Below are 22,297 nucleotides of genomic sequence, written 5' to 3' on the forward strand. Positions count from 1 at the left end.
CCGCATGTCCGACCATCCCGCCGATCGCGGCGCCGACCGGCACGTCCGTGACCGGGCCAAACACACGCTGGACATCCTGCGGCGGACCGATCCGCGACTCGTGGACATCCTGATCGCGCTGATGGTGCAGTTCATGGTGTCGCTGCCGTTCCTGGTCGCCTGGCGCTCGCCGTATCGGATCGGGTTCTTCCTGCTGTCCGGTACGGCGATCCCGCTGATCTGGCGGCGCCGGCGGCCGTTCGTGGTGGCGTGCGTGGTCGCGATGTTCGCGGTCCCGGCCTCGTTGCACCATCGCCCCGGGCAGGCGTTCCAGTTCGGCATGACGATCGCGATCTACACGGTCTTCGCGCTCGGCCGGCGCTGGGAGCGGATCACGGTCGCGGCGATGATCCTGCCGATCACGCTGACCGTCGAGTACGCCAAGCATCAGCCCTCGCAACAGGCCACCTTCGACGTCCTGGCGCTGACCGCGGCCGCCGCCTTCGGCCTGGCCACCCGGCACCGCACCGCGTACATCGCCGGGATCGAGGAGCGCACCCGGCGGTTGGAGCACGAGCGCGACCTGGAGATCCGCCGCGCCGACGCCGAGGTGGCCCGCGCCGCCGCGCGGGAACGGGCCCGGATAGCCCGGGACATGCACGACATCCTGGCGCACGCGGTGAGCCTGATGACCGTGCAGGCCGAGGCCGGCCCGGTGGTGGTGCGCAGCGATCCGGCTCGCGCGGAGGCCGCGTTCGACGCGATCGCCGACGCGGGGCGCGACGCGATGGTGCAGCTCCGCCGAATCCTGGGCACGCTCAAGGAGGACGCCGAGGCCGGTGCCCGGGCCCCGCAGCCCACCGTCGCCAACATCGCCGACCTGGTCGCCGAGGTCGGCCGGACCGACCTGCGGGTGGTGTACGAGAGCATCGGCGAGCGCCGACCGCTGCGTTCGGACGCGGAGATCGCCGCGTACCGTGTCGTCCAGGAGGCACTGACCAACACGGTCAGACACGCACAGGCCACCACGGTGACGGTGCGGCTCGAATGGGGCGAGGACACGATGAGGATCACCATCACCGACGACGGCCGGGGCGGGCGGCCGCGTCCGGGCGGCGGACACGGGTTGGTCGGCATCCGCGAACGGGCGAGCGCGTGCGGTGGCAGTGTGACGGTCGGGCCGCGGGTGACCGGACCGGGCTTCGAGGTCGCGCTGCGGATCCCGCTCGACGCGGTACGGGCTCCGTGATGTCGATCCGCGTGGTGGTGGCCGACGATCAGGGCCTGGTGCGCAGCGGCTTCGCGATGATCCTCGACGCGCAGTCGGACATCAGCGTGGTGGCCGAGGCGGGCGACGGCGTGGAGGCGATCGAGGCGGTTCGCGCGCACCGCCCGGACGTACTGCTCCTGGACATCCGGATGCCCAGGATGGACGGCATAGAGGCGGCCCGCACGGTCTCCGCCGAGGCACCGGCGTGTCGGATCGTCATGCTCACCACGTTCGACGTGGACGAGTATGTCTACGACGCGCTGTACGCGGGCGCGGCCGGCTTCCTGCTCAAGGACGTGCGGCGGGACGACCTCGTCCACGCGGTGCGGATGGTGGCGAGCGGCGAGGCGTTGCTCGCGCCGTCGGTGACCCGGCGGCTGATCGCCGACTACACCCGCCGGCTGCCCCGTACGGAGGCCCCGGCCGAACCGTCCGAGCGGCTCGCGGTGTTGACGACGCGCGAGCGGGAAACGATGCGCTGCCTGGCCCTGGGCATGTCCAACGCGGAGATCGCCGAGGCGCTGGTGGTCAGCGAACACACGGTGAAGACGCACGTCAGCAGCATCCTGGGCAAGCTCGGGCTGCGGGATCGGGTGCACGCGGTGATCTGCGCGTACGAGACCGGGCTGGCCGTTCCGGGTACGGCCTGAAGGCTCTGTACCGGCGGCGCGGGCGGCGCGCCCACGGAGTCCGCCCGACCGTTTCGGACACGACCCGCATGCTCGCGCGAACGGTGCGCGGGCCGGTCACTCGCTCGCTCGGGTGAGGCGGGAAAGGTTTCTCCGTCCTACAGAGGGAGTACGCGAGGCGGCGGAAACGGTTCGTTCAGTGGATGCGCGGGACCGCCCCCACAGCGAATCCTGGTGGGGCCCGAGGGACTGTCCCATCGGGCGCTTCGAACGGGGGAGCGCGCCATGAGCGATGTCCTACAGCAGTCGAGTACCGAGCTCTACCTGCGGTTGAGCGACTGCACGATGCGCGTGGGCAAGGGGTCGCGCGGGCGACCGGCGCTCGAGGTCTACACGGGGTACCGGCTGATCGACGTGGCCGTGGCCGGGACCACACTGGGTCGCACGCTGCTGCGCGGCGCGCTGCGTTCCGGGCGCGGCGAGCCGTCGTGGGCACTCGCGTGGGGTGTGCTGCCGAACGACGGCGTACCGCCGCGAGTCGAGTTCCGGCGTGGCCGGTTCACACTCCCGGCCCCGGCAACGATCTTCGCCGAACGCTTCTGGGTGGCCACCGTCCCCGGCACCTACCGCTCCCTGACGGTCGACACCGGCGACACCACCCCCACCGAGGGCGGCCGCCTCACCCGCATGCGCACCCCCCGCCTGTAACCCGCCAGACGAGCCCACCGACGGCTGACGGTGCGCTCGACTCCCGACGCCAATTCGTGACCAGTCAGGTGTGCGGGTGCGATTGCGACTCGGGTCTCGTGAGTTGCCAGTCACCGGTGGACGGGTCGTGCCGTATCGACAGGTCGGCATGGGTCGGGACGGGTACGCCGGGTCGCCACTCCCCTGCCGCAAGGTCGAGCCGAACCGTGCCGTCGGGGTCGGATGCGCCGATCGGGCCCCACCAACGCGGGCTCCGGGCCAGGATCGTGTCCACGAACGCGCGGTGCGGTTCGACCACTGTCACGGCTTCGCCGTCCGCGACGAGGGCCGAACCGACGGCGAGGGTCAGCAGTCGGGCGAACACCCGGGCCGGCAGCGCGGGATCGCGGCTCTCGATGTGGAAGTAACAGTCGTCGTGGCCGGAGAAGTGCAGGTCGGCGCAGGGAAGTTCGGCGAGCACGCCGCCGTCGGAAGCACGTGTGCCGACGGCGAGTGCCAACTCGTCGGCGGCTGCGGCGGACACGGGCCCGGGCGCGTCGACGATGTCGATGTTGTACGGGTACAGCTCGGCCAGGAAGCGGCTCAGGTCCGTTCGGCGCAGCGCGAGCAATTCGGTGTGGCCCGCCCAGGTGACGTCATGCCCCACGGCCTCGACGCCCTGCTCCCGGGCAATCTCGGCGGCCCTCCATACCCGAAGGTCCTCCGAATCGAACCAGTGGTGCCCGAGGCTCTGCACCGTGACGACCGGCTGCGCGAACGGTTCGAGAACATCGACCAGGTCGACCACGCGCGCCGCAACGCCGCCGATCACGTGCACCCCGTTGTACTCGGACACCCATGCGGCGAACGGGAAGCCGGCTCTGCCGAGTCCGAGCGAGTTGACGCCGAAGGCGGCATCCGCCTCGACACGGAAGGCAAGCGGGCCGTGCTCGTCGGTCATGGCCACCCCGGTTCGTATCTCGGCCGTCGTCGGCAAGCGATGGTCGGACGGGCAGAGGCGACCGCCGGGTCGGTGCCCACGGAGGTCAAGGTATCGGGGGCGGGGGCGGAGGTCGGGTGAGGCCCGCGATGAGGCCCAGGCTCGGGTGCCGGGTGGGGGTTGGGGAGGGGCTCGGCACCCGGGCGCTGGTGGGGTGTGCTTCGGCTTCGGTGTCCGGCGGGTCGGGTGGGGTCAGCTTCCGTGGGCGACCGGGCAGCCGCCGGTGAGTTGGGCGAGGAAGCTGTTGGGGTCGTAGTAGTGCTCGACCTCGACGAGTTTGAGGTCGTCGCTGACCTTGGCCACGCTCATGCCGAACATCTCGATGGTCTCGCCGTTCGGCCGGAAGCCCTTGTACTCGCCGGTGTAGCTGCCCCAGTGCCGCCATTTGAAGGCAACCACGGGCGGCGGGGACAGGACTTCGAGGACCTCCCAGTAGAAGCCCTCGGGGAACGCGGTGTGGAAGATGTGGTGCGAGGACTCGAAGCTCTCCCCGCCCGGCGAGTAGAAGATGCTGTCGCCGATCAGGATGTTGTAGCTGCCTCGGTCCACGATGTCCTGCGCGCTCGCCCACGGGCCGCCGTTGACGTTCGTGCGGAATCGCTCGGTAACCATGGAGACCCAGGTCTTGGGGTCCTTCTTGTGCGAGACCTCCATTTCGAAGACCTGCACGATGCTCTCGACGATCGCCTCCAGCGAGTCGGGGGCGTGCCGTGTGCTGCGCTGGCCCGGCATCACAGTGTGCGAGAGGTGGTAGTCGGGGGCCTCTTCGCGCCAGTCGCCGGGTGCCGCGGCGGCAACGACGGCGTCCCGTCCCTGAAGCCAGAGCGGAGTCGCGGGGGAAGTCGACACGTGTATTTCCATCCTTCGTTGCCGGCGGCAGCGCTCGGTGGCGCGCGCCGTCCGGAGGGGAACGGGGGCGATCCTGACTGACTGTCAGACCGGGCGCAACCCTCCGTCGCGGCGGCCGCCGCGCGACGGCCGGCCGGATTCGATCGGTGTCGAGGTACGGAATCCGGCCAATCGGAGGGCAGGACCGACTCCCGGGCATACGGGGACTGTTCACGTGTCGACCGACGCTGCGGTGCAGGTGGGCGCGAGGAGCAAGGGCGGCCGGTCGGCGGTCCGGGGTTCCCGACCGCTCGGCCGGCCGTACGATTCCGGCAGGCCCGAGTGTGCGCAATATTTTGCTTACGGAGCGTCAGTTCGCGGGTACGGCAAGATCGTTCACGTCTCCAGCGGCAACAGCTCGGTGGCGAATTCGTTCAGGAACGCGGTCCACGAGAGCGGTGGACCGGCCGGCCGCACCACGAACTTGCTCACCCCGACATCGGCGTACTGCCGGATCAGCTCGCGCGCGGCGGCCCAACCGGTGGGCACCAGCTCGGCGGGGTCCACGTCCGGTCGTTGCCGCCGCAAGGCCCCGAACTCGCGGCCCGGAGCCCCGTCGAACGCGACCACCAGGCTCATCCCGTAGTGGTCGTCGTCGACGGTACGCCCGGCCTCGGCCGCAGCGGCCTCGATCGCGCGCCGGGCCGCACCGGCCTCGTCGGGGGTGAGCGCGGCGCCCAGCCAGCCGTCGGCGAGCCGACCCACCCGGCGCAGCGACTTCGGGCCGCTGCCGCCGAGCCACAGGTCCAGTGGCCGGGTGGGTCGCGGGCGCACGGTGGCGTGTTCGTAACTGTGGTACTTGCCCTCGAAGGAGACGTCGTCGTTTTCGAGCAGGAGGCGGACCACGGTGAGCGCCTCGTCCATCACCTCGCCGCGCGGGCCCGGGATCGGGAACAGCGGCCGTTCGCGCGCGGTGGCGTGTTGCACGCCGAACACCGGCAGGATGCGGCCCGGCGCGAGCGCGGCCAGGGTGGCGAGTTCCTTGGCCACGGCGACCGGGTTGCGGCCGGGCAGCACGGTGACGCCGCTGCCGAGCTTGAGCCGCTCGGTACGACCGGCCGCGTAGCCGATGCCGACGAGGGGGTCGGGCAGGTCGCCGCCGATCAGATCGGGCAGCCAGAGCGAGTCGACGCCGATGTCCTCCATGTGCCGGACGAGTTCGCCGAACGTCGCGGGGTCGGCGGGGTTGCGCGGGCTCATGCCTACGCCGATACGGAGTTTCATGGAGTAAGTCTGTTCGGCGACTTCGTCGCCGGCTCCGCTTTTGTTGGGCGACTTCGTCGCCGGCTCGCGAGGCGCCGCTTTTTCTTTCCTCCGCTTCGCTCCTCCAAGAAAAAGCGGTGCCTCGCTCGGGGCTTCGTGTCCCTCCGCTTCGCTCCGGGTCACGAAGCCCGAGTTCTGCGGCTCCGCCGCTCTCCGCGCTTCGCGCGTCGATCACTGGGGTGGGCCGGGGTCGGGGGCGCTGACGCGCCGAGGGTGGTCCGGGGCGCGCCGGCTGGTGAGTCGGTGGGCAAGGACGTGGGTCGGGGGAGCCCCGCTCGGCACAGGGCTGGTGCCGGGGGCCGAGCGGGGCTTGGGGGCGAGTGTGGGAGGGGGCGGGGGCGTTACACCCCGGTCAGGTGCCGTGCCGAAGGCCGCAGGTAGACCGCCCAGGTGACCACCAGGCACAGGCCGTAGAAGGCGAGGAAGGCGAGGTAGGCGGCGTCGCCGCGGCCCGAGTTCAGGAAGGACTCGCGGAACGCGATGTTGACCAGGACTCCGCCCAGCGCGCCGATCGCGCCCGCGATGCCCATCAGCGCGCCGGACTTGCGCCGCGCGGCCGGGCCCGGGCCGAGTTTGGCCGCGAAGATCGCCGGGATCATCTTGTACGCCGAGCCGTTGCCCACGCCGCTGAACACGAACAGCAGCACGAAGCCGGTCAGGAACAGGCCGAGCGACTCCTGCCGCGACGCCAGGTAGACCACGAGCGCGGCGCCGGCCATCGCGACGAAGTTCCAGAAGGTGACCCGCGCGCCGCCCCAGCGGTCCGCGAGCAGGCCGCCGATCGGACGTACCAGCGAGCCGAGCAGCGGCCCCAGGAAGGTCAGGTAGGCGGCCTTGACGGGCGTGGCGAACTCCGCGTGGAACTGCACCTGGAGCACCTGACCGAAGGCGAACCCGAAGCCGATGAACGACCCGAACGTGCCGATGTACAGCAGCGACATCACCCACGTGTGCGGCTCCCGGGCGACCTCGCGCATCGCGCCCTTGTCGTTGCGCAACCCGGGGAGGTTGTCCATGTACCGCGCGGACAGCAGCGCGGCGATCACGATCAGCGGGATGTACACCGCGATCAGCAGCCGAGGATGCGCGGCGCCGGCGGTCGCGAGCACCGCGAGGCCGACCAGTTGCACGGCCGGTACGCCCAGGTTGCCGCCGCCCGCGTTGATGCCCAGCGCCCAGCCCTTGAGCCGCTGCGGGTAGAAGGCGTTGATGTTGGCCATCGACGAGGCGAAGTTGCCGCCGCCGACTCCGGCGACCGCCGCGACGAGCAGCAGCGTGTTGTAGGAGACGCCCGGCTCCAGCACGATCGCGATCAGCGCCGTGGGCAGCAGGAGCAGCAGCGCGCTGACCACGGTCCAGTTCCGACCGCCGAAGCGGGCCACGGCGAAGGTGTAGGGGATCCGCATCGCGGCGCCGACCAGGGTCGGCACGGCGGTCAGGGTGAACTTCTGCGCCGGGTCGAACCCGTACGCCGGGCCGAGGAAGAGCACGATGACCGACCACAGGCTCCACACCGAGAAGCCGATGTGCTCGGAGAGCACCGAGAAGATCAGATTGCGTCGGGCGATCCTGGCGCCCGCCTGCTCCCAGAAGATCTCGTCCTCGGGCTGCCAGTCGTCGAGGGGGCGCGTGGCCTGGGTCGGTGCGCTGACGGTTGTCGTCACGGGGACCTGCCTGTCCGGGAGGGCGTGCTTGCTGACGTTCCGTCACGCTAGGAATGCCAGATTTCCGCCCGGTGCGTCGTCCCGGTCGGTCGGGCTACATCTCGCTCAATCCGGCGATCGGGTGATGTGAGGAATCGGGCGTCAGGTACCCACCGGGCGACCCGAGGCCCCCGCGAACCCGCCGGAAAACTTGACGGCGGATGTCAAGTTATCGAGCGAGAGTGGGTCCCACGGAAGACGAGAGAGCGAACACGGGACGCACACGTGGCGTCCCCGAGGATGGGAGACACCGATGACCGCGAACAGCGCCGCCGGGAAGCCGGAAGACGACCACGCGTCCCGGGCCGCCGCGATCGCCGAGCTGGGCGCGCGGGTCCAGGGGGTCGTGTACGCACCGGGCGACCCCGGTTACGACGACGAGCGGTCCGGGTTCCAGACCGCGTTTCGACCGAGCCCGGACGTGATCGTGGGCGCGGCAAACGCCGAGGACGTCCGGCTCGCGGTCGAATTCGCCCGCGCGCACGGCCTGTCCATGTCGGTGCGGGCCACCGGACACGCCCCGGCGGACGCGTCCCCCGGCGGCGTGCTGATCTCCACCCGGCGGATGGCCGAGGTCCGGGTCGACCCCGCGGCGCGCACCGCGTGGGCCCAGGCCGGTGCCCGCTGGGAGCGGGTGGTCGCCGAGAGCACGCCGCACGGCCTGGCCCCGCTCAACGGCTCGGCTCCGCACGTGGGCGTGGTCGCGTACACGCTCGGCGGCGGACTGGGCCTGCTGGCCCGCGAGTTCGGCTACGCGGCCGACCACGTCCGGGCCATCGAGGTGGTCACCGCCGACGCGACCCTGCGGCGGGTCACCGCCGACGGTGACGCCGACCTGTTCTGGGCGTTGCGCGGCGGCCGGGACAACTTCGGCATCGTCACCTCGATCGAGTTCGACCTGATGCCGGTGGCCCGGGTCTACGGCGGCTCACTGGTCTTCGACACCGATCTGGTGGAGGCCGCCACCGCGGCCTACCTGGCCTGGACCGAGAACGTGCCGGAGCAGGTCACCTCGTCGATCTCGTTCATCGGCCTGCCCGACATCGAGCAGGTGCCGGCGCCGCTGCGCGGGCGACACACCGCGAGCATCAAGATCGTGTACACCGGCGATGCCGCCGACGGCGAGCGCCTGGTGGCCCCGCTGCGCGCGGTCGGACCACGCCTGGTCGACGACCTGGCCGATCTGCCGTACGCCCGGTCGCACACCATCCACAACGACCCGGCCCACCCGCACGCCTACCTCGGCGACAACGTCCTGGTCCGCGACCTGGATCCGGAGGCGTTGCGCGCGGTGTACGAACTCGCCGGTCCGAGCGCGCCGATGATGGTCATGCACGAGGTGCGTCACCTCGGCGGCGCGCTGTCCCGGCAGCCGGCGGTGCCCAACGCGGTCGGCGGGCGCGACGCGCGCTACATCGTCCGGGTCGTGGCGATGATCGACGGCGCCGATCTCGACGCGGCCCGCGCGCTCCAGGCCGACGTCCAGGCCGTCCTGAAGCCGCTGTCCCTCGGCCGCAACCTCAACTTCGTCTACGGCGACGGCGTCGCGCCCGGTCCGGACCGGGTCGCCGAGGTGTACGACCCGTCGACCCGGGCGCGCCTGGCCCAACTCAAGGCGGCGTACGATCCGGGCAACCTGTTCGCCGGCAATCACAACCTCGGCGGCGTCGACCCGGACCCCGCCTCGCGCTGAACCTCCGACGCCGGTGGGATCGCGGCCGATGCCCGGCCGTGATCCCACCGGTCGTCGGTCACCCGTGGGCGCGGACGGGCCACGTGCGCAGCACCGCGGGGGTGCCGTCCGGGGCGGTGCTCTCGTCCAGGCACTCCCCCGTGCGCAGGTCGAAGACCTGTTTGTACATCGGCGACGCCACGGTCGGCACCTCTCCCCGACGGCCGACGATGCCGCGCGACATCACGTACGCGCCGCTGAACGGGTCCCGGTTGGCGAGCGCGTACAGCGCGCCGGTGCGGTCCCGGAAGATTGCGACCTGCTCGCCGTCGATCAGCGCCGCGACGCCTCGGCCCGGGATCAGTCGGTCGTACGGGCAGACCGCGACCCAGCCGGTGCCGCATGCGATCTCCACCATGGTCCGCGTGCCCGTTCGGGCGATGTCGGTCTCGGTGGTGGTCTGGGTGATGGTGACGGTCATCGGCCGCGTACCTCCAAGGGCCCGAGCAGCACGGGCTTGATCTGGTCCCGCTCGGCGGTGAACCGCACGGTCGGGTCTGGGGTGCCGGGCGCGTTGGCGAAGGACACGAAGCGGCGCACCCGGTCGGGGTCGGCCAGGGTCGCGGCCCACTCGTCCGCGTAGGTCGCCACATGCCGACCCATCAACTCGTCCAGTTCGGCGCAGATCCCCAGCGAGTCGTCCATGATCACCGCGCGCACGTGGTCGAGTCCGCCCTCGATCCGCTCCAGCCACGGCGCGGTGCGCTCCAGGCGGTCGGCGGTGCGGATGTAGAACATCAGGAAGCGGTCGATCGTGCGGATCAGCGTGTCGTGGTCCAAGTCGCTCGCGAGCAGGTCCGCGTGCCGCGGGGTCATTCCGCCGTTGCCGCCGACGTACAGGTTCCAGCCCTCGGAGGTGGCGATCACCCCGAAGTCCTTGCTCTGCGCCTCGGCGCACTCGCGCGCGCATCCGCTCACCGCGGACTTGAGCTTGTGCGGCGAACGCAGGCCCCGGTAGCGCAGTTCGAGCTCGATCGCCAGGGCGACCGAGTCCTGCACGCCGTAGCGGCACCAGGTCTGCCCGACACACGACTTCACGGTGCGCAGCGCCTTGCCGTACGCGTGCCCGGACTCGAAGCCGGCCTCCACCAACCGCTGCCAGATGAGCGGGAGTTGGTCGACGGTGGCGCCGAACATGTCGATCCGCTGGCCGCCGGTGATCTTGGTGTAGAGGCCGAAGTCGCGGGCGATCTCGCCGATCGTGATCAGGCCGTCCGGGGTGATCTCGCCGCCCGGGACGCGCGGTACCACCGAATACGAGCCGTTGCGCTGGATGTTGGCCAGGAAGTGGTCGTTGGTGTCCTGGAGCGCGGCCTGTTCGCCGTCCAGGATGTGCCCGCCGGACAGGCTCGCCAGGATCGAGCCGACGGTGGGCTTGCACACGTCGCAGCCGTCCGCGTCCGGCCCTCGGTTGCTGCCGTGTTCGTCGATCAGGCGGGCGAACGTGGTGATGCCCTTGACCCGGACGATCTCGTACAACTCGGCGCGCGTGTACCGGTCGAAGTGCTCGCACAGGCCGCGCGCGGTCTCGATGCCGGCGGCGGCCAGTTCCTCGGTGACGATGGTGCCCACCAGCTTGACGCAACTGCCGCAACCGGTACCGGCCTTGGTGTGTCGGCGCACGGCGGCCGGGTCGAGCCGGTCCGGCGCGCACACCGCGGCGCGGATGCTGCCCTTGGTGACCGCGTGGCACGAGCACACCACGGCCGTGTCCGGCAGCGCGAACTTCACCGGCGCGCCGATCGCGGCGGGCATCAGCAGTTGCTCGGGCGGCACCGGCAGCGGGGCGCCGGTGAGCGGGCGCAGCACGCCGTACGCGTCCGGGTCGCCGACCAGGACGCCGCCCAGCAGGCTGCCGTCGGCGCCGATCACCAGCTTCTTGTACACGCCCGCCTGCGCGTCGGAGTAGAGCACCTCCACGCAGTCCTCGGCGGTGCCGTGCGCGTCGCCGAAGCCCGCCACGTCCACGCCGAGCAGTTTCAGGCTGGTGGACAGGTCGGCGCCGGTGAAGCACACGGTCGGGTCGGGCACCTCGTCCAGGATCCCGCGCGCGGCCACCTCGGCCATCGCGTAGCCGGGCGCGACCAGCCCGTACACCCGGCCGTCCACCGTGCGCGCGCATTCGCCGATGGCCAGCACGTGCGGGTCGCCGGTGCGGCAGTACTCGTCCACCACGATCCCGCCGCGCTCGCCGATCTCCAGCCCGGCCGCGCGGGCGAGCTCGTCACGCGGGCGCACCCCCGCGGAGAAGACCACCAGGTCGGCGGCCAGTTCCGTGCCGTCCGACAGCACCATGCCGGCGACCCGGCCGTCCCGGTCGAGGATCTCCCGGGTGCCCGCGTCGGTGTGCACCGTCACGCCCAGGTCCTGGATCTTACGGCGCAGCACCTTGCCGCCGCCCTCGTCGATCTGCAGCGCCATCAGGCGCGGCGCGAACTCGACCACGTGGGTGTCCAGGCCCATCGCGACGAGCGCGCCGGCGGCCTCCAGGCCGAGCAGTCCGCCGCCGACCACCACACCGATCCGAGCGGTCTCGGCGGCGGCCTTGATCGCCTCGAGGTCCTCGATCGTGCGGTACACGAAACAACCCGGCGTGTCGTGGCCCGGCACCGGCGGTACGAACGGATAGGACCCGGTGGCGAGCACGAGCGTGTCGTAGTCGACGGTGTGACCGGCCCGGGTGGTCACGGTGCGCGCGGCGCGGTCGAGAGTCTCCACCGGGTCGCCGAGTCGGATGTCGATCCCGTGCTCGGCGGCGAACTCCGCACTGCACATGGACAGGTCCTCCGCGCTGGTCCCGGAGAACCACGAGGTCAGGTGCACCCGGTCGTAGGCCCGCCGCGGCTCCTCCGCCAGCACCGTGATCCGTGGTCCCGGTGGTCCGGATCCGGTCGTGGTGAGCGCCTCCAGGAAGCGCTGCCCGACCATCCCGTGGCCGACCAGGACCACGTGCGTCTGCTTGGCGTCGGTCACGAGGGACTCCTTCGGGGTGGGGCGAGGGTGCGGGCACGGTCGGCGGGTCGCCGTGCCCGACGCGCCGGCCGGCGACCGCGTCACCGAAGCCTCCCGAGCCGCTGTTACGCAGCCTGGTCCCCGATGTTGCGCGAGCGGTACGGCCGGCTCACTCGGCGCCGCTGACGCGGTGAGCAATGCGACACGATCGGGCCCCATCCCGGTTCGAGGCCTTACCCCGAGGTGATCGCCCGGCAACATCGCCGTAACGCCGACCCGGCAACCTCACGACATGGTTACTCGTACAGGCGCGGCCGAACCCCTCGTCGGGCTCACGGTCGGCGTCACGGCCGCCCGGCGTCGCGACGAACTCGTCGCGCTGCTGGAACGTCGGGGCGCGAAGGTCGTGGGCACTCCGACGATGAGCATCGTCCCGTTGCGCGAGGACCAGGCGTTGCGCCGGGCCACCGAGCGCTGTCTGGTCGAGCCGCTGGACTATGTGGTGGCCACCACCGGCCTGGGCTGGCGCGGTTGGATGAACGCGGCCGAGGGGTGGGGGCGGGCGGACGCGGTGGGGCAGGCCTGCGCGGCGGCGACGGTGATCAGCCGGGGGCCCAAGGCCACCGGGGCGGTCCGCGCGTCCGGGCTGCGCGAGATGTACTCGCCGGGTTCGGAGGCCAACGACGAGTTGCTGCACTGGCTGCTGGCCCGGGACCTGCGCGGGCGGCGGATCGCGATCCAGGAGCACGGCGCGCCGCTGGAGGGTTTCGCCTCGGCGCTGCGCGAGCGTGGCGCCGAGGTGATCGAGTTGCCGGTGTACCGGTGGGGCCCGCCGGAGGACCCGGCCGCGGTCCGGCGCCTGGTCGAGCAGGTGATCCGCGGCGATCTGCACGCGCTGACCTTCACCAGCGCGCCGGCGATCGGCGCGTTCCTGGAGACGGCCGGCGAACTCGGGCGGCGTGAGGAGGTGTTGGCGGCGCTGCGGACCGACGTGTTGCCGGTGTGCATCGGTTCGATCTGCGCGAAGCCGCTGCTGGACGAGGGTGTGCCCGCGGTCTGGCCGGAACGCGGACGGCTGGGCTCGCTGGTGCGCACGGTCACCGAGACGCTGCCCCCACGGGTCCGGCGCGAGTTGGACACCGGTACCGAACGGCTGATCATCCAGGGCAACGCGGTGCTGGTGCGCGGCGGCGTGATCTCGCTGTCCCCGGTTCCGGCCGCGGTCCTGCGCGCGCTGGCCGAGAAGCCCGGCTGGGTGTTGAGCCGCGCGGAGTTGCTGCGTCGCGTCTGGCGCGGGGCCGGCGCCGACGAGCACGCGGTCGAGGCCGCCGTGGCCCGCCTGCGGACCGCGCTGGGCCCGCACAAGGGCCTGATCAAGACGGTTACCAAGCGCGGCTACCGGCTCAGCGTCACCGGCTGAGCGCGCCTCGCACCCGGCGGGCACACCGTCGCGTCCGTGCGATCGTGCGCCATCCACCGCCGTCCACGGCCATCCACGGCGCCACCGATCGCACCCCGAATCGGCGGGCGTCCCTACCGCCGATGAGACCAACCGGGTCACATGACGTCACGAATGGAGTCAACCAGGCTTGCCGTGGCGTATCTATGGCGCCATGATGGCGTCATGGACGTGACGCCATGGGCCGCACCCGAAATGTCCGGTGGCATCTGGCCGTTGCCGCATCCGGTACCACTGCCGCTGTTGTGCGCGGTGCTGATCCTGGCCGCGCTCGCACCCCTGGAGCGCCGGCTCCGACGCCGGACCGTCGAGCGTCGACGCGTCCCGCGGCGGGCGACACGCACAACGCGGCAAATGTCGGAATTCATGACAAGCCCGACGCAGCATGGGTGCCGAACGCGGATGTCAGCCGCCTCGATCCCACAGGGAGCACGCATGCCCGTGACCGCCGATCTCGACAAGTTGCTCGACAAGGCCTACGAGAACAAGACCCTGAGCGAAGTCCTCGCCGCCCCCGTCGCCGGACTGGCCGGGATCACCGACGCGCACGCGGAGCACCTGGCTTCGCTGAAGATCACCACCATCGGCGACCTGGGCCGCAACAAGTACTTCCGCTGGGCCGCGTCGCTCGCCGACCTCCAGGACAGCGGCGCCAAGTAACCCCCGACGCCACATCCACGCGGACCCGCGCCCGGCCGAACGGAGCCACCGCACGGGTCCGCGCCCAGGCCCGGCAGAGCCACCGCACTCGCCCCGACCCCGGCAACACCGCGACGCCCGCCCCGGCCCGCCCCGCCGTGCAGCCCCACTCGCCCTGCCCCGGCAGCATCGCGACGCCCGCCCCGACCCCCGCCGTGCAACCACGCTCGCCCCGGCCCCGGCAACACCGCGACGCCCGCCCCGCCCCCGCCGTGCAGCCCCACTCGCCCTGCCCCCGGCAGCATCGCGACGCCCGCCCCGGCCCCCGCCGTGCAACCACGCTCGCCCCGGCCCCGGCAGGAACCGCAGCCCCGTCACGGCCCCGCCGTGCCAGCGCGCTCGCCCCCGATCCCGGCAGTAGCACCGCACTCGCCCCTGGCCCCGGCAGCACCGCCACACCCGCCCTGGCCCCGGCAGTACCGCCGCACCCGCCCCGGCCCCCGCCGTGCAACCACGCTCGCCCCGGCCCCGGCAGGGACCGCGACCCTCGTCCCAGCCCCCGCCGTGCCACCGCACTCGCCCCGGCCCGGCAGCACCGCCACGCCCCCCGGTCCCCGCGGTCCCACCGCACCCATCCCACTCCCGACCGCGCCGCCGCACTCGCCCCGGCCCGGCAGCACCGCCACGCCCCCCGGTCCCCGCGGTCCCACCGCACCCGTCCCACTCCCGACCGTGCCACCGCACTCGCCCCGGCCCCGACAGCACCGCCACGCCCGTCCCGGTCCCCGCCGTGCAACCACGCTCGCCCCACTCCCGACCGCGCCGCCGCCCTCGTCCCGGGGCCGGTCTCAGCAGCCGGGGTCGCTCTCCAGGGCCAGCAGCAGATCCACCCGGTCCCGGGCCGAGAACAGGTCCCGGCCGGTCAGGTCCCGGACCCGGCCCATCCGCTGGTGCAGCGCGCTGACATGCACGTCCAGCATCGCCGCGCAGCGCTGCCAGGCCCCGTTGGCGGCCAGGAAGGCGGCGAGCGTGCCGATCAGGTCGGTGCCGTGTTCGGCGTCGTACGCCCGCAGGCCGCCCAGGACCCGATCGGCGAACGCGCTGCGCACGGGCCCGGGTACGGCCGCCAACAGCGCCGGGTACGCGTCGATCCCCGGGCCCGCGGCCACCGTGAGCCGGCCGGGGCGCGCCCACGCGATGTCCCGCGCGCCCCTGGCCTCGGCCAAGGCCGTCGCCCACGTGGGTGACGTCCCGGCAATGCCGATCGCGACCCGCTCGGACCCGAGCAGTGGTTCCCACCAGTGCGCCGCCCGCTCCAACTCTTCGGCGATCCGGGCCGCCGCGCCCGCCCCGGTCCCGGCCGACGCGAAGACGACCGACTCGGCCTTGCCGCAGGCCACCACCCATCGCGTCGCCGGATCCGCCGCGAACACCCGCTCGATCAGGTCCACGACCAGCCGCCCGACCGCCGGGTCGGCCCCGTCGCCCGCGGCACAACACACGATCGGCGCCGCGTCCGGTCCGATCCCCGCCGCGCCCAGTCGGGCCCGGACCGCGTCCGGGGCCGTGTCCGACTCGACCAGGTCGACGAGTTCCCACGCGTGCGCGCGCTCCACGGCGAGCCGCTCCGCACGCCGGGCGCCGCCGAGCAGCAGCAGGTCGGCGGCCTGCGCGAGGGCCTCGTCGTCGGTACGGTCCCCGGCACACACGAGGTATCCCGCGAACGCCGGCCCCCGACCGAGCGCGAACACCGTCTCGCCCTCGATCAGTGCCGGCAGCCGCTCCGCCGCGAGCGCGCCGCGCACCGTCTCGACCGCGTCCACCACGTCGCCCGCCACGGCCGGCCCCCGCGCCGGCCCACTCCCCGTCGCGCTCGCCAGGACGCGGCCGGCCGGCGTCGACACCCGGCAGGGTGCGCCGAGTTCGCGGGCGAGCAGATCCAGCAGGTCCTGGGTGTCCGCCCCCTCGGCCAGCGCCGTGATCAGCCGGCGCTGGCGACCGGACAGGTGTCCCGTGGTCGGCCCGCGTTCGACCGCGACCCGGTGCGCGACCACCTCGGCGATCCGCACCGCCGTGACCCCGATCGGGGCCAGGAACAGCGGGAGGCCGGCTTGCCCACAGACCTCGACCAGCGCGTACGGCACGTCGTCCGGAGCCGGTTCGACCCGATCCACCCCACCCCGCGCCTCCGGCAACACCACGACCGCCGCCGCACCGCCCGCCACGAGCGCCCGCACCGGTACCGCGCCGTCGACCCCGTATCCGTCCGCGCGCAGCACCACGAGTTCGCCGGCGATCGTGCCCCCGCCGGGGTCGACCGGATCGGCGGCCGACACCCGAAGCACCTCGCGAGCGAGTCCCTCCGTACCCGCCAACAGGGCCAATCGCAGCTCGGGCATGCCCAACAGATCCTCGACCCGCACCGCCGTGCCCCCAAGCCTTCGTTCATCGTGTTCCGATGATCGTATGAACACGGAGCGATGCGGACACGGCGCTTCCGCCGGTTCCCCACACCTCCGCCGCCGAAAAGGCGCCGACCCGAAGGGCCCGCACCCCCGCCGACCGAAGCGCGCGCGAGGCGTACAGGGCCTCCTCCGGGACCGGCCCGCGCCCGGGACGCGCGCGCGGATCTCATCCGTACGCGCCGACGATCGCCGCCGCCGTCTCGACCATCGCCGTGCGCGCCTGCGGCGGATCCAGGACCTCCACGTCGGTGCCGAACTGGAGCAGTTGGCGCACAGCGCTGAGTGCCGGGTACCCCAACTCGACCGTCACCCACTCGTCGTCGTGATCCGCCGGCGGCCCGGTCAGCCAGGCCCCGACGATCCGGACGAACATGTCGACCCGGGTCCGCCGCACCCGGGCCCGGATCCGCACCGCCACCGGCTGCTCGTCGATGCCTCGGCGCAACGCGTGCCACACCTCGGCCAGTTCGACCCCGGGCCGACGGCGCACCGGGTCCTCGGTGACGGTCAGCCCGGTGAGCCGATCGGTGTGGAACAGCCGCGGCGTCCCACCGCGATCCGCGACCAGGTACCACGTACCCGCCTTGGCGACCAGCCCGTAGGGGTCGACGGTGTATGTGCGCGGCGTGGTCGAGCCGCTGCGTCGATAGCGGATCCGCAACCGTCGGTCCGCGAACACCGCGTCCTGCAACGCGGCCACGTCCACCGCCGGACTCGGCCCGGACATCCACCGCTGTGGATCGATCAGCACCCGGCGGGTCATCTCCTCGGCGGCGGGCCGATGTGGCGCGGGCAGCGCGACCATCACCTTGCGCAGCGCCGAGCCGAGCGCGCCGTCCAGGCCCAGTGCCGCGTGCGTGCCCTGCTCGGCGAGCACGAACAGGGCACGCGCCTCGTCCGAGGTCAGCCCGGTGACGTCGGTCCGGAACCCGGGCAGCAGCGAGATCCCGCCGTGCCGACCGCGCTCGGCGTAGACCGGCACACCGGCCGTGGACAGCGCCTCGACGTCGCGGTAGATGGTCCGCGTCGACACCTCCAACCGCTCGGCCAACTCGGCCGCCGGTACCCGGCCACGAGTCTGCAGGAGCAACAGGATGGAGAGCAGTCGATCGGATTTCACACCACCCAGGATGCTCCCTCACCCGCTCGCCCGCGGCCGGCGCACCCCGTGCGGCGCGGGTCGCTCACCCCGCGAGGCGCCTGGACACCGTGCTGCACGGCACCCAGCGCCGGATCGGCACCGCCGTGCTGCGGGCCGCGGGCGCACGCGGCGAACTCCCGCCGGGCGTCGACGTCGACCTGGCACTGGACCTGATCGTCGGGCCGCTCTACTGGCGCCTGGCGGTCACCCGCACCCCGCTCACCGACGACCACCTGGACCGACTGACCTCGGCGACCACCGCGGCCCTGATCGGCTCGGCCACACCGGCGGCGGACCCGAACTGACCACCGGCCCGCGCGCGTCCGCCGATCGTCCGACCGGGACGCGGCCGACACCCCGCCCACCGTGCTCGGTCGGCCGGGGCCGAGGAAGCCCGTTCCCAGACGGGCAGCACCGGGGCCACGATCGGGGCTTGCGCGCGCCCTAGACTGCGGGCCGTGAGCGAGAACGAACTTGGTACCTACCTCCGCGACCGCCGCGAGGCGGTCAAGCCCGCCGACGTCGGGCTTCCCGACGGTGCCCGGCGGCGTACCCCGGGCCTGCGCCGGTCGGAGTTGGCGACCCTCGCCGGAGTCAGCGCCGAGTACCTCGCGCGGCTGGAGCAGGGCCGCGACCGCCGCCCGTCCGGCCACGTGCTGGCGGCGCTGGCCGACGCGCTGCGGCTGACCGCGGACGAGCGCGTGCACGTGCGCCTTTTGGCCAAGGCCGCCACCGGCGAGATGTTCCCGTGCACGGGCGGCGAACCGCCCGCCCGGACCGTGCGATCCACGGTGCGCGCGCTCCTGGACCGGCTCGAACCGGCCCCCGCGCTGCTGGTCAACCGGCTCGGCGACGTGCTGGCCTTCACCAACGGGTACGAGCGGCTCGCCCGTCCGTTGGGCATCCTGGACGAGGAGGAACCCAACCTCGCGCGCTACGTGTTCACCGATCCGCGAGCACGCGCGGCCTACCCGAACTGGGAGCGGATAGCCGACGAGCACGCCGCGATCCTGCGGTTCGCGTCCTCGTTCGGCGATCCCCACGTGCAGGACTTCCTCGACGGCATGGCCGTCACCGCGGGCACCGCGTTCACCGAGCGGTTGGCCGCGCCCGCCACGCCGCCGCGCCGGGTGGGCGTGGAGCACCTGGCCCACCCCGAGGCGGGCGAACTGCGCCTGGAACGCGAGATCCTCGACCTGGCCGACGTCGACCAGACCCTGGTCGTCTACCTCCCGTTCGACGAGCCCACCTCCGCGGCCCTGGACCACCTCACCGGCCGGCATCCGGGCGCGTTGCGCGCGGTCTGACCGCGCCCGCCGGGACCGGGCACACCCGCCCGGCCGACCGGCGACCGGGGCCGACGACCCGAACCGGCCCGTCAGGTACCGGGTTTGTTCCCGTACACGTACACCTCGTCGCCGGTGTGCAGCAGTCCCCAGTACGCCTGGGCGTCCGCCGGCCGCATGTTGACGCAGCCGTGCGAGCCGGGCGGCGACGTGACCGAACCGTCGATCGCGTGGAACGCGATGCCGCCGTCGAAGAACTGGCTGTACGGCATCGCCACGTCGTACAGCGTCGACCAGTGGTTCATCGCGCGGTAGTAGACCTTGTGCAGGCCGGTGCGGGTCTCGAAGCCGTCCCGCCCGGAGCGGATGGCGACCGGGCCGTAGACCTGCTTGGCGCCGTCCTGGATCCAACTGACCTGCCGGCCGAGGTCCACGCACGCGATCCGACCGACATCGGTCGGGCAACCGCCCTCCCCGCCGCCGGCCTTGCGCTTGATCACGCCGTAGGTGACGGGCCCGGCGTAGCCGGCCGCCGGGCGGATGCCGTTCTGCGCCTGATAGGTACGGATGGCGCGGCAGTCGGCGGTGGACTGCCGGCCGTCCACCTTGAGCCCCAACGCCTTCTCCACCTGGCTTTGATACGGCCCGGTCCGCGCGGTACACGCGGAGGGGGCCGCGCTCGCGGGCGCGGCCAGGGCGACGGTCAGCGGAACCGCCACGGCGGTCGCGGCCGCCACCGCCCCCGCTCGCCGGCACGTACGTGTGAATACACTCATCGGCTCTCCCCTTCGCGTCGTACGCTCGCCCGCAGCCTGGTGCGGCACGCCCGTACGCCGGTCGCCGGCGGGTACGCAGGCTTCCACGCTCGGTCGGTCCGGCGCGGAGTCGACAACGACGCACGCTTGTCGCCGTACCGGTTGGTCACGACGACCCGACGCTACCCGGTGGAAAGCAGCGATATACGTGGGAGGGCCGTCGAGTTCGCGGCCGGCCCGCGCCGACGAGCATCGCGCGGCGCGGCCGACCCCGCCCGAAAGACGTTATGCAGCCGACTGGTTCGCCTGTGACCGACGCAACAAGGCGTCCATGGAGTCCACTTGACAGGCCCGGGGCGGGGCCGAACGCCGAGGCCCCCTCGTGACCCCGGCCGGGAGCCGAGCGAAGCCGCCACCGACACACCACCGGGCGCCCGGCTCTGCTCCCGCCCCGGCGGCTATCCCCGCTCGCCGGCGGGCGCACCCCCGAGTTTGGCCGGCACCAGGACCAGCGCGACCACTGCGGCCAACACGAGCAGCCCGCCCGCCGTCTCCAGCGCGACCGCGTACCCGTGTGCGAGTTCGCGCTCGGACCCGCCGCCGTCCGGTCCGATCACCGACGCGGCCAGCGTGACCAGCCCGGCCAGGCCGATCGAACCGCCGATCTGTCGCGAGCTGTTGATCAGTCCGCCGGCCATCCCGGCCTCGTGCGCGGCGACTCCCGCGGTCGCGGCGGTGCCCAGCGGCACGAAGCACAGCCCCGCACCGATGCTCGCGACCAGCGAGGGACCCAGGATCGAGCGCAGGAAGGTGCCGTCGACGTCGAACGCGAGCCCGAACCAGCCGAAGCCCACCGCCGCGAGCACGGCGCCCAGTGCGAGCAGCCGTCCCGGGCCGATCCGGGCCATCGTCCGGGTGGCGAGCACCGAGCCGATCACGATCCCGCCGGAGAAGGGCACGAAGGCCGCGCCGGCGGCGGCCGGTCCGTAGTCGAGCACCTGCTGGAGATACAACGACGTGAAGTAGAACGCCGCGAACTGGCCGGAGAACAGCAGCATCATGAACAGGTTCGCGCCCAGCACCGGCCGATGGATCAACAACCCCATCCGCAACAGCGGCTCGGTGACCCGCAGTTCGACCAGAACGAAGGCGGCCAGCAGGACCGCGGCGGCGGCGAGCGTACCGATCGTCACGGCCGATCCCCAGCCCTGCCGCTCGGCCCGCACCACGCCCAGCACCAATGTGGTCGCACCCGCGGTGACCAAGAGCGCGCCGACCGGGTCGAGCCTGGGCGTGGCGCCGGGCACGGGTCGATCCGCCGGCAGTCCGCGCGCGGCGAACATGGCGAACGCGACGATCGGCACGTTGATGAACATGACCGCCTGCCAGCCCACCGACTCGGTGAGCAGCCCGCCGATCAGCACTCCGAAGGCACCGCCCGCCGCGGCCGTCGCACCCCACAACCCCAGCGCCCTGGACCGCGCGGGCCCGGCCGGGAAGGTCACCGTGATCAGCGCGAACGCCACCGGCGCGAGCGCGGCGGCACCGATCCCCTGCACCGCGCGGGCCGCGATCAGCGCGCCGGGCGTGGTGGCCAAGCCGCCGCCCAGACCGGCCAGGCCGAACACGGCCAGGCCCGCGAGGAGTGTGCGACGGCGCCCGACCAGGTCACCGATCCGGCCGCCGAGCATCAGCAGCCCGCCGAAGCTCAGCGCGTACGCGTTCACCACCCACGGCAGCCCGTCCGCGCCGAAGCCCAGATCGTCGCGGATGTCCGGCAGGGCCACGTTGACCACGGACATGTCCAGCGCGACGGTGAACTGCACGGTCAGCACCACGACCAGCAACATCCGGGTCGCACGCGGCATCCGGACCGGAACGGCCGCCGATTCGATCGTCCCGGTCATGCCCGCTCCCCCGCCCGCCCGGCCCGCCGCTCCAGGCGGGTGCCGGAGCGCCGGGAGATCGACATCAGATCGGCGGGCTCCTCGATCTCGAGTCGATGCCAACGCCCGCGCGGCACCACGAACGCGCCGCCGGCCCGCAGGGTGACCGGCGACTCCTCACCGGCGCCCTCCTCGGCGCGCAGCACGATCCGCAGCGCGCCCGTCCACACGCACACCACCTCGTCGGACTCGGGATGCATCTCCCAGTGGTCGGCGTGCAGGTCGGCGTCGGTCTCGACATGGAAGGCGGCCAACTGCCACCCCTGATCGACGCCGTCGGCACCGTCGGCGCCGCTCATCCGGCGCTCCCCGGCGCTGATCCGGCCGCCTTCGGCCAACCGGAGGGCGTCCTCGAACACATCGATGTGAGTCATCGAAGCTCCTTGCCACAAAAGGGAATCGGGCGCATCCGGGCGCGCCCGTCCGGCTCGGCGCGAGCCGCCGGAGCCGCGTTGACGTACTCTGTACGTGAACAACGCCCATCGAACACGTACGTTGTACGT

General features: G+C 72.7%; 19 protein-coding genes. 8 read left to right on the forward strand and 11 right to left on the reverse strand.

The window, feature by feature from the left end; genetic code table 11:
• Window positions 1–4 precede the first annotated feature (4 nt).
• The 3 genes from ACIBSV_RS22165 (at window position 5) to ACIBSV_RS22175 (ending at window position 2,586) form a co-directional block, all read left to right on the forward strand.
• Window positions 5–1,228 carry a sensor histidine kinase gene (locus ACIBSV_RS22165; RefSeq protein WP_395865559.1) on the forward strand — a complete coding sequence of 408 codons (1,224 nt, stop codon included), beginning with the start codon at window positions 5–7 and terminating at the stop codon, window positions 1,226–1,228.
• The gene (locus ACIBSV_RS22170) at window positions 1,228–1,899 is read left to right on the forward strand and encodes a response regulator (RefSeq protein WP_395865561.1); all 672 of its coding nucleotides are present in this window, start codon (window positions 1,228–1,230) and stop codon (window positions 1,897–1,899) included. The genes ACIBSV_RS22165 and ACIBSV_RS22170 overlap by 1 nt, the downstream gene beginning before the upstream one ends.
• 264 nt (window positions 1,900–2,163) lie before the next feature.
• Complete coding sequence (locus ACIBSV_RS22175) at window positions 2,164–2,586, forward strand: hypothetical protein (protein ID WP_395865563.1); 423 nt, start codon at window positions 2,164–2,166, stop codon at window positions 2,584–2,586.
• A gap of 64 nt (window positions 2,587–2,650) precedes the next feature.
• On the opposite strand, the gene ACIBSV_RS22180 is transcribed toward ACIBSV_RS22175, so the two are convergent.
• From ACIBSV_RS22180 to ACIBSV_RS22195, 4 genes are all read right to left on the reverse strand, one after another.
• Window positions 2,651–3,526 carry a hypothetical protein gene (locus tag ACIBSV_RS22180; protein WP_395865565.1) on the reverse strand — a complete coding sequence of 292 codons (876 nt, stop codon included), beginning with the start codon at window positions 3,524–3,526 and terminating at the stop codon, window positions 2,651–2,653.
• Window positions 3,527–3,757: 231 nt separating this feature from the next.
• Window positions 3,758–4,414, reverse strand: coding sequence for an ester cyclase (locus ACIBSV_RS22185; protein ID WP_395865566.1), 657 nt, complete (start codon window positions 4,412–4,414; stop codon window positions 3,758–3,760).
• Window positions 4,415–4,789: 375 nt separating this feature from the next.
• Entirely contained in the window at window positions 4,790–5,677 is an 888-nt protein-coding gene (locus tag ACIBSV_RS22190) for a TIGR03854 family LLM class F420-dependent oxidoreductase (RefSeq protein WP_395865568.1), read from the reverse strand.
• A 380-nt stretch (window positions 5,678–6,057) separates the two neighbouring features.
• On the reverse strand, window positions 6,058–7,380 hold the full coding sequence (locus ACIBSV_RS22195; protein WP_395865569.1) for a nitrate/nitrite transporter: 1,323 nt from the start codon (window positions 7,378–7,380) through the stop codon (window positions 6,058–6,060).
• A 292-nt stretch (window positions 7,381–7,672) separates the two neighbouring features.
• Here ACIBSV_RS22195 and ACIBSV_RS22200 point away from each other — a divergent pair, with 292 nt between their 5' ends.
• Window positions 7,673–9,112: an FAD-binding oxidoreductase gene (locus tag ACIBSV_RS22200; protein ID WP_395865572.1), complete on the forward strand. Its 1,440-nt coding sequence runs from the start codon at window positions 7,673–7,675 to the stop codon at window positions 9,110–9,112.
• A 58-nt stretch (window positions 9,113–9,170) separates the two neighbouring features.
• Here ACIBSV_RS22200 and nirD read toward each other — a convergent pair whose 3' ends face one another.
• On the reverse strand, window positions 9,171–9,572 hold the full coding sequence (gene nirD, locus ACIBSV_RS22205; RefSeq protein WP_395865574.1) for a nitrite reductase small subunit NirD: 402 nt from the start codon (window positions 9,570–9,572) through the stop codon (window positions 9,171–9,173).
• On the reverse strand, window positions 9,569–12,079 hold the full coding sequence (gene nirB / locus ACIBSV_RS22210) for a nitrite reductase large subunit NirB (RefSeq protein WP_395865909.1): 2,511 nt from the start codon (window positions 12,077–12,079) through the stop codon (window positions 9,569–9,571). Before nirB ends, nirD begins: the two co-directional genes overlap by 4 nt.
• Window positions 12,080–12,395: 316 nt before the next feature.
• Here nirB and ACIBSV_RS22215 point away from each other — a divergent pair, with 316 nt between their 5' ends.
• Window positions 12,396–13,523: a uroporphyrinogen-III synthase gene (locus ACIBSV_RS22215; protein WP_395865577.1), complete on the forward strand. Its 1,128-nt coding sequence runs from the start codon at window positions 12,396–12,398 to the stop codon at window positions 13,521–13,523.
• 474 nt (window positions 13,524–13,997) lie between these two features.
• The gene (locus tag ACIBSV_RS22220) at window positions 13,998–14,222 is read left to right on the forward strand and encodes a hypothetical protein (protein WP_078974137.1); all 225 of its coding nucleotides are present in this window, start codon (window positions 13,998–14,000) and stop codon (window positions 14,220–14,222) included.
• Window positions 14,223–15,049: 827 nt separating this feature from the next.
• Here the strand turns inward: ACIBSV_RS22220 and ACIBSV_RS22225 are convergent.
• Window positions 15,050–16,600 carry a PucR family transcriptional regulator gene (locus ACIBSV_RS22225; protein ID WP_395865579.1) on the reverse strand — a complete coding sequence of 517 codons (1,551 nt, stop codon included), beginning with the start codon at window positions 16,598–16,600 and terminating at the stop codon, window positions 15,050–15,052.
• 232 nt (window positions 16,601–16,832) lie between these two features.
• Window positions 16,833–17,786 carry a helix-turn-helix transcriptional regulator gene (locus ACIBSV_RS22230; RefSeq protein ID WP_395865581.1) on the reverse strand — a complete coding sequence of 318 codons (954 nt, stop codon included), beginning with the start codon at window positions 17,784–17,786 and terminating at the stop codon, window positions 16,833–16,835.
• Here ACIBSV_RS22230 and ACIBSV_RS22235 point away from each other — a divergent pair.
• The gene (locus ACIBSV_RS22235) at window positions 17,780–18,112 is read left to right on the forward strand and encodes a TetR-like C-terminal domain-containing protein (RefSeq protein ID WP_395865911.1); all 333 of its coding nucleotides are present in this window, start codon (window positions 17,780–17,782) and stop codon (window positions 18,110–18,112) included. The two genes, ACIBSV_RS22230 and ACIBSV_RS22235, sit on opposite strands and share 7 nt — an antisense overlap.
• A gap of 153 nt (window positions 18,113–18,265) precedes the next feature.
• A complete protein-coding gene (locus tag ACIBSV_RS22240; RefSeq protein ID WP_395865583.1) occupies window positions 18,266–19,114 on the forward strand; it encodes a helix-turn-helix domain-containing protein in 849 nt (282 codons plus the stop codon).
• 71 nt (window positions 19,115–19,185) lie between these two features.
• Here ACIBSV_RS22240 and ACIBSV_RS22245 read toward each other — a convergent pair whose 3' ends face one another.
• From ACIBSV_RS22245 to ACIBSV_RS22255, 3 genes are all read right to left on the reverse strand, one after another.
• A complete protein-coding gene (locus ACIBSV_RS22245) occupies window positions 19,186–19,869 on the reverse strand; it encodes a L,D-transpeptidase (protein WP_395865585.1) in 684 nt (227 codons plus the stop codon).
• 437 nt (window positions 19,870–20,306) lie between these two features.
• Window positions 20,307–21,755 (reverse strand): MFS transporter, encoded by a 1,449-nt coding sequence (locus ACIBSV_RS22250; RefSeq protein WP_395865587.1) that lies wholly within the window; start codon window positions 21,753–21,755, stop codon window positions 20,307–20,309.
• Window positions 21,752–22,168, reverse strand: coding sequence for a cupin domain-containing protein (locus tag ACIBSV_RS22255; RefSeq protein ID WP_395865589.1), 417 nt, complete (start codon window positions 22,166–22,168; stop codon window positions 21,752–21,754). The genes ACIBSV_RS22250 and ACIBSV_RS22255 overlap by 4 nt, the downstream gene beginning before the upstream one ends.
• Window positions 22,169–22,297: the final 129 nt, after the last annotated feature.

Source organism: Embleya sp. NPDC050154 (genome assembly GCF_044460165.1).
In the GTDB taxonomy this organism is placed as follows: Bacteria; Actinomycetota; Actinomycetes; order Streptomycetales; family Streptomycetaceae; genus Embleya.

What these genes read in the sequence shown, in the direction of transcription:
- ACIBSV_RS22165 (WP_395865559.1), top strand. Translation starts at nt 5, where the DNA reads ATGTCCGACCATCCCGCCGATCGCGGCGCCGACCGGCACGTCCGTGAC.
- ACIBSV_RS22170 (WP_395865561.1), top strand. Translation starts at nt 1,228, where the DNA reads ATGTCGATCCGCGTGGTGGTGGCCGACGATCAGGGCCTGGTGCGCAGC.
- ACIBSV_RS22175 (WP_395865563.1), top strand. Translation starts at nt 2,164, where the DNA reads ATGAGCGATGTCCTACAGCAGTCGAGTACCGAGCTCTACCTGCGGTTG.
- ACIBSV_RS22180 (WP_395865565.1), bottom strand. Translation starts at nt 3,526, where the DNA reads ATGACCGACGAGCACGGCCCGCTTGCCTTCCGTGTCGAGGCGGATGCC.
- ACIBSV_RS22190 (WP_395865568.1), bottom strand. Translation starts at nt 5,677, where the DNA reads ATGAAACTCCGTATCGGCGTAGGCATGAGCCCGCGCAACCCCGCCGAC.
- ACIBSV_RS22200 (WP_395865572.1), top strand. Translation starts at nt 7,673, where the DNA reads ATGACCGCGAACAGCGCCGCCGGGAAGCCGGAAGACGACCACGCGTCC.
- nirD (WP_395865574.1), bottom strand. Translation starts at nt 9,572, where the DNA reads ATGACCGTCACCATCACCCAGACCACCACCGAGACCGACATCGCCCGA.
- nirB (WP_395865909.1), bottom strand. Translation starts at nt 12,079, where the DNA reads ATGGTCGGGCAGCGCTTCCTGGAGGCGCTCACCACGACCGGATCCGGA.
- ACIBSV_RS22215 (WP_395865577.1), top strand. Translation starts at nt 12,396, where the DNA reads ATGGTTACTCGTACAGGCGCGGCCGAACCCCTCGTCGGGCTCACGGTC.
- ACIBSV_RS22220 (WP_078974137.1), top strand. Translation starts at nt 13,998, where the DNA reads ATGCCCGTGACCGCCGATCTCGACAAGTTGCTCGACAAGGCCTACGAG.
- ACIBSV_RS22225 (WP_395865579.1), bottom strand. Translation starts at nt 16,600, where the DNA reads ATGCCCGAGCTGCGATTGGCCCTGTTGGCGGGTACGGAGGGACTCGCT.
- ACIBSV_RS22245 (WP_395865585.1), bottom strand. Translation starts at nt 19,869, where the DNA reads ATGAGTGTATTCACACGTACGTGCCGGCGAGCGGGGGCGGTGGCGGCC.
- ACIBSV_RS22250 (WP_395865587.1), bottom strand. Translation starts at nt 21,755, where the DNA reads ATGACCGGGACGATCGAATCGGCGGCCGTTCCGGTCCGGATGCCGCGT.
- ACIBSV_RS22255 (WP_395865589.1), bottom strand. Translation starts at nt 22,168, where the DNA reads ATGACTCACATCGATGTGTTCGAGGACGCCCTCCGGTTGGCCGAAGGC.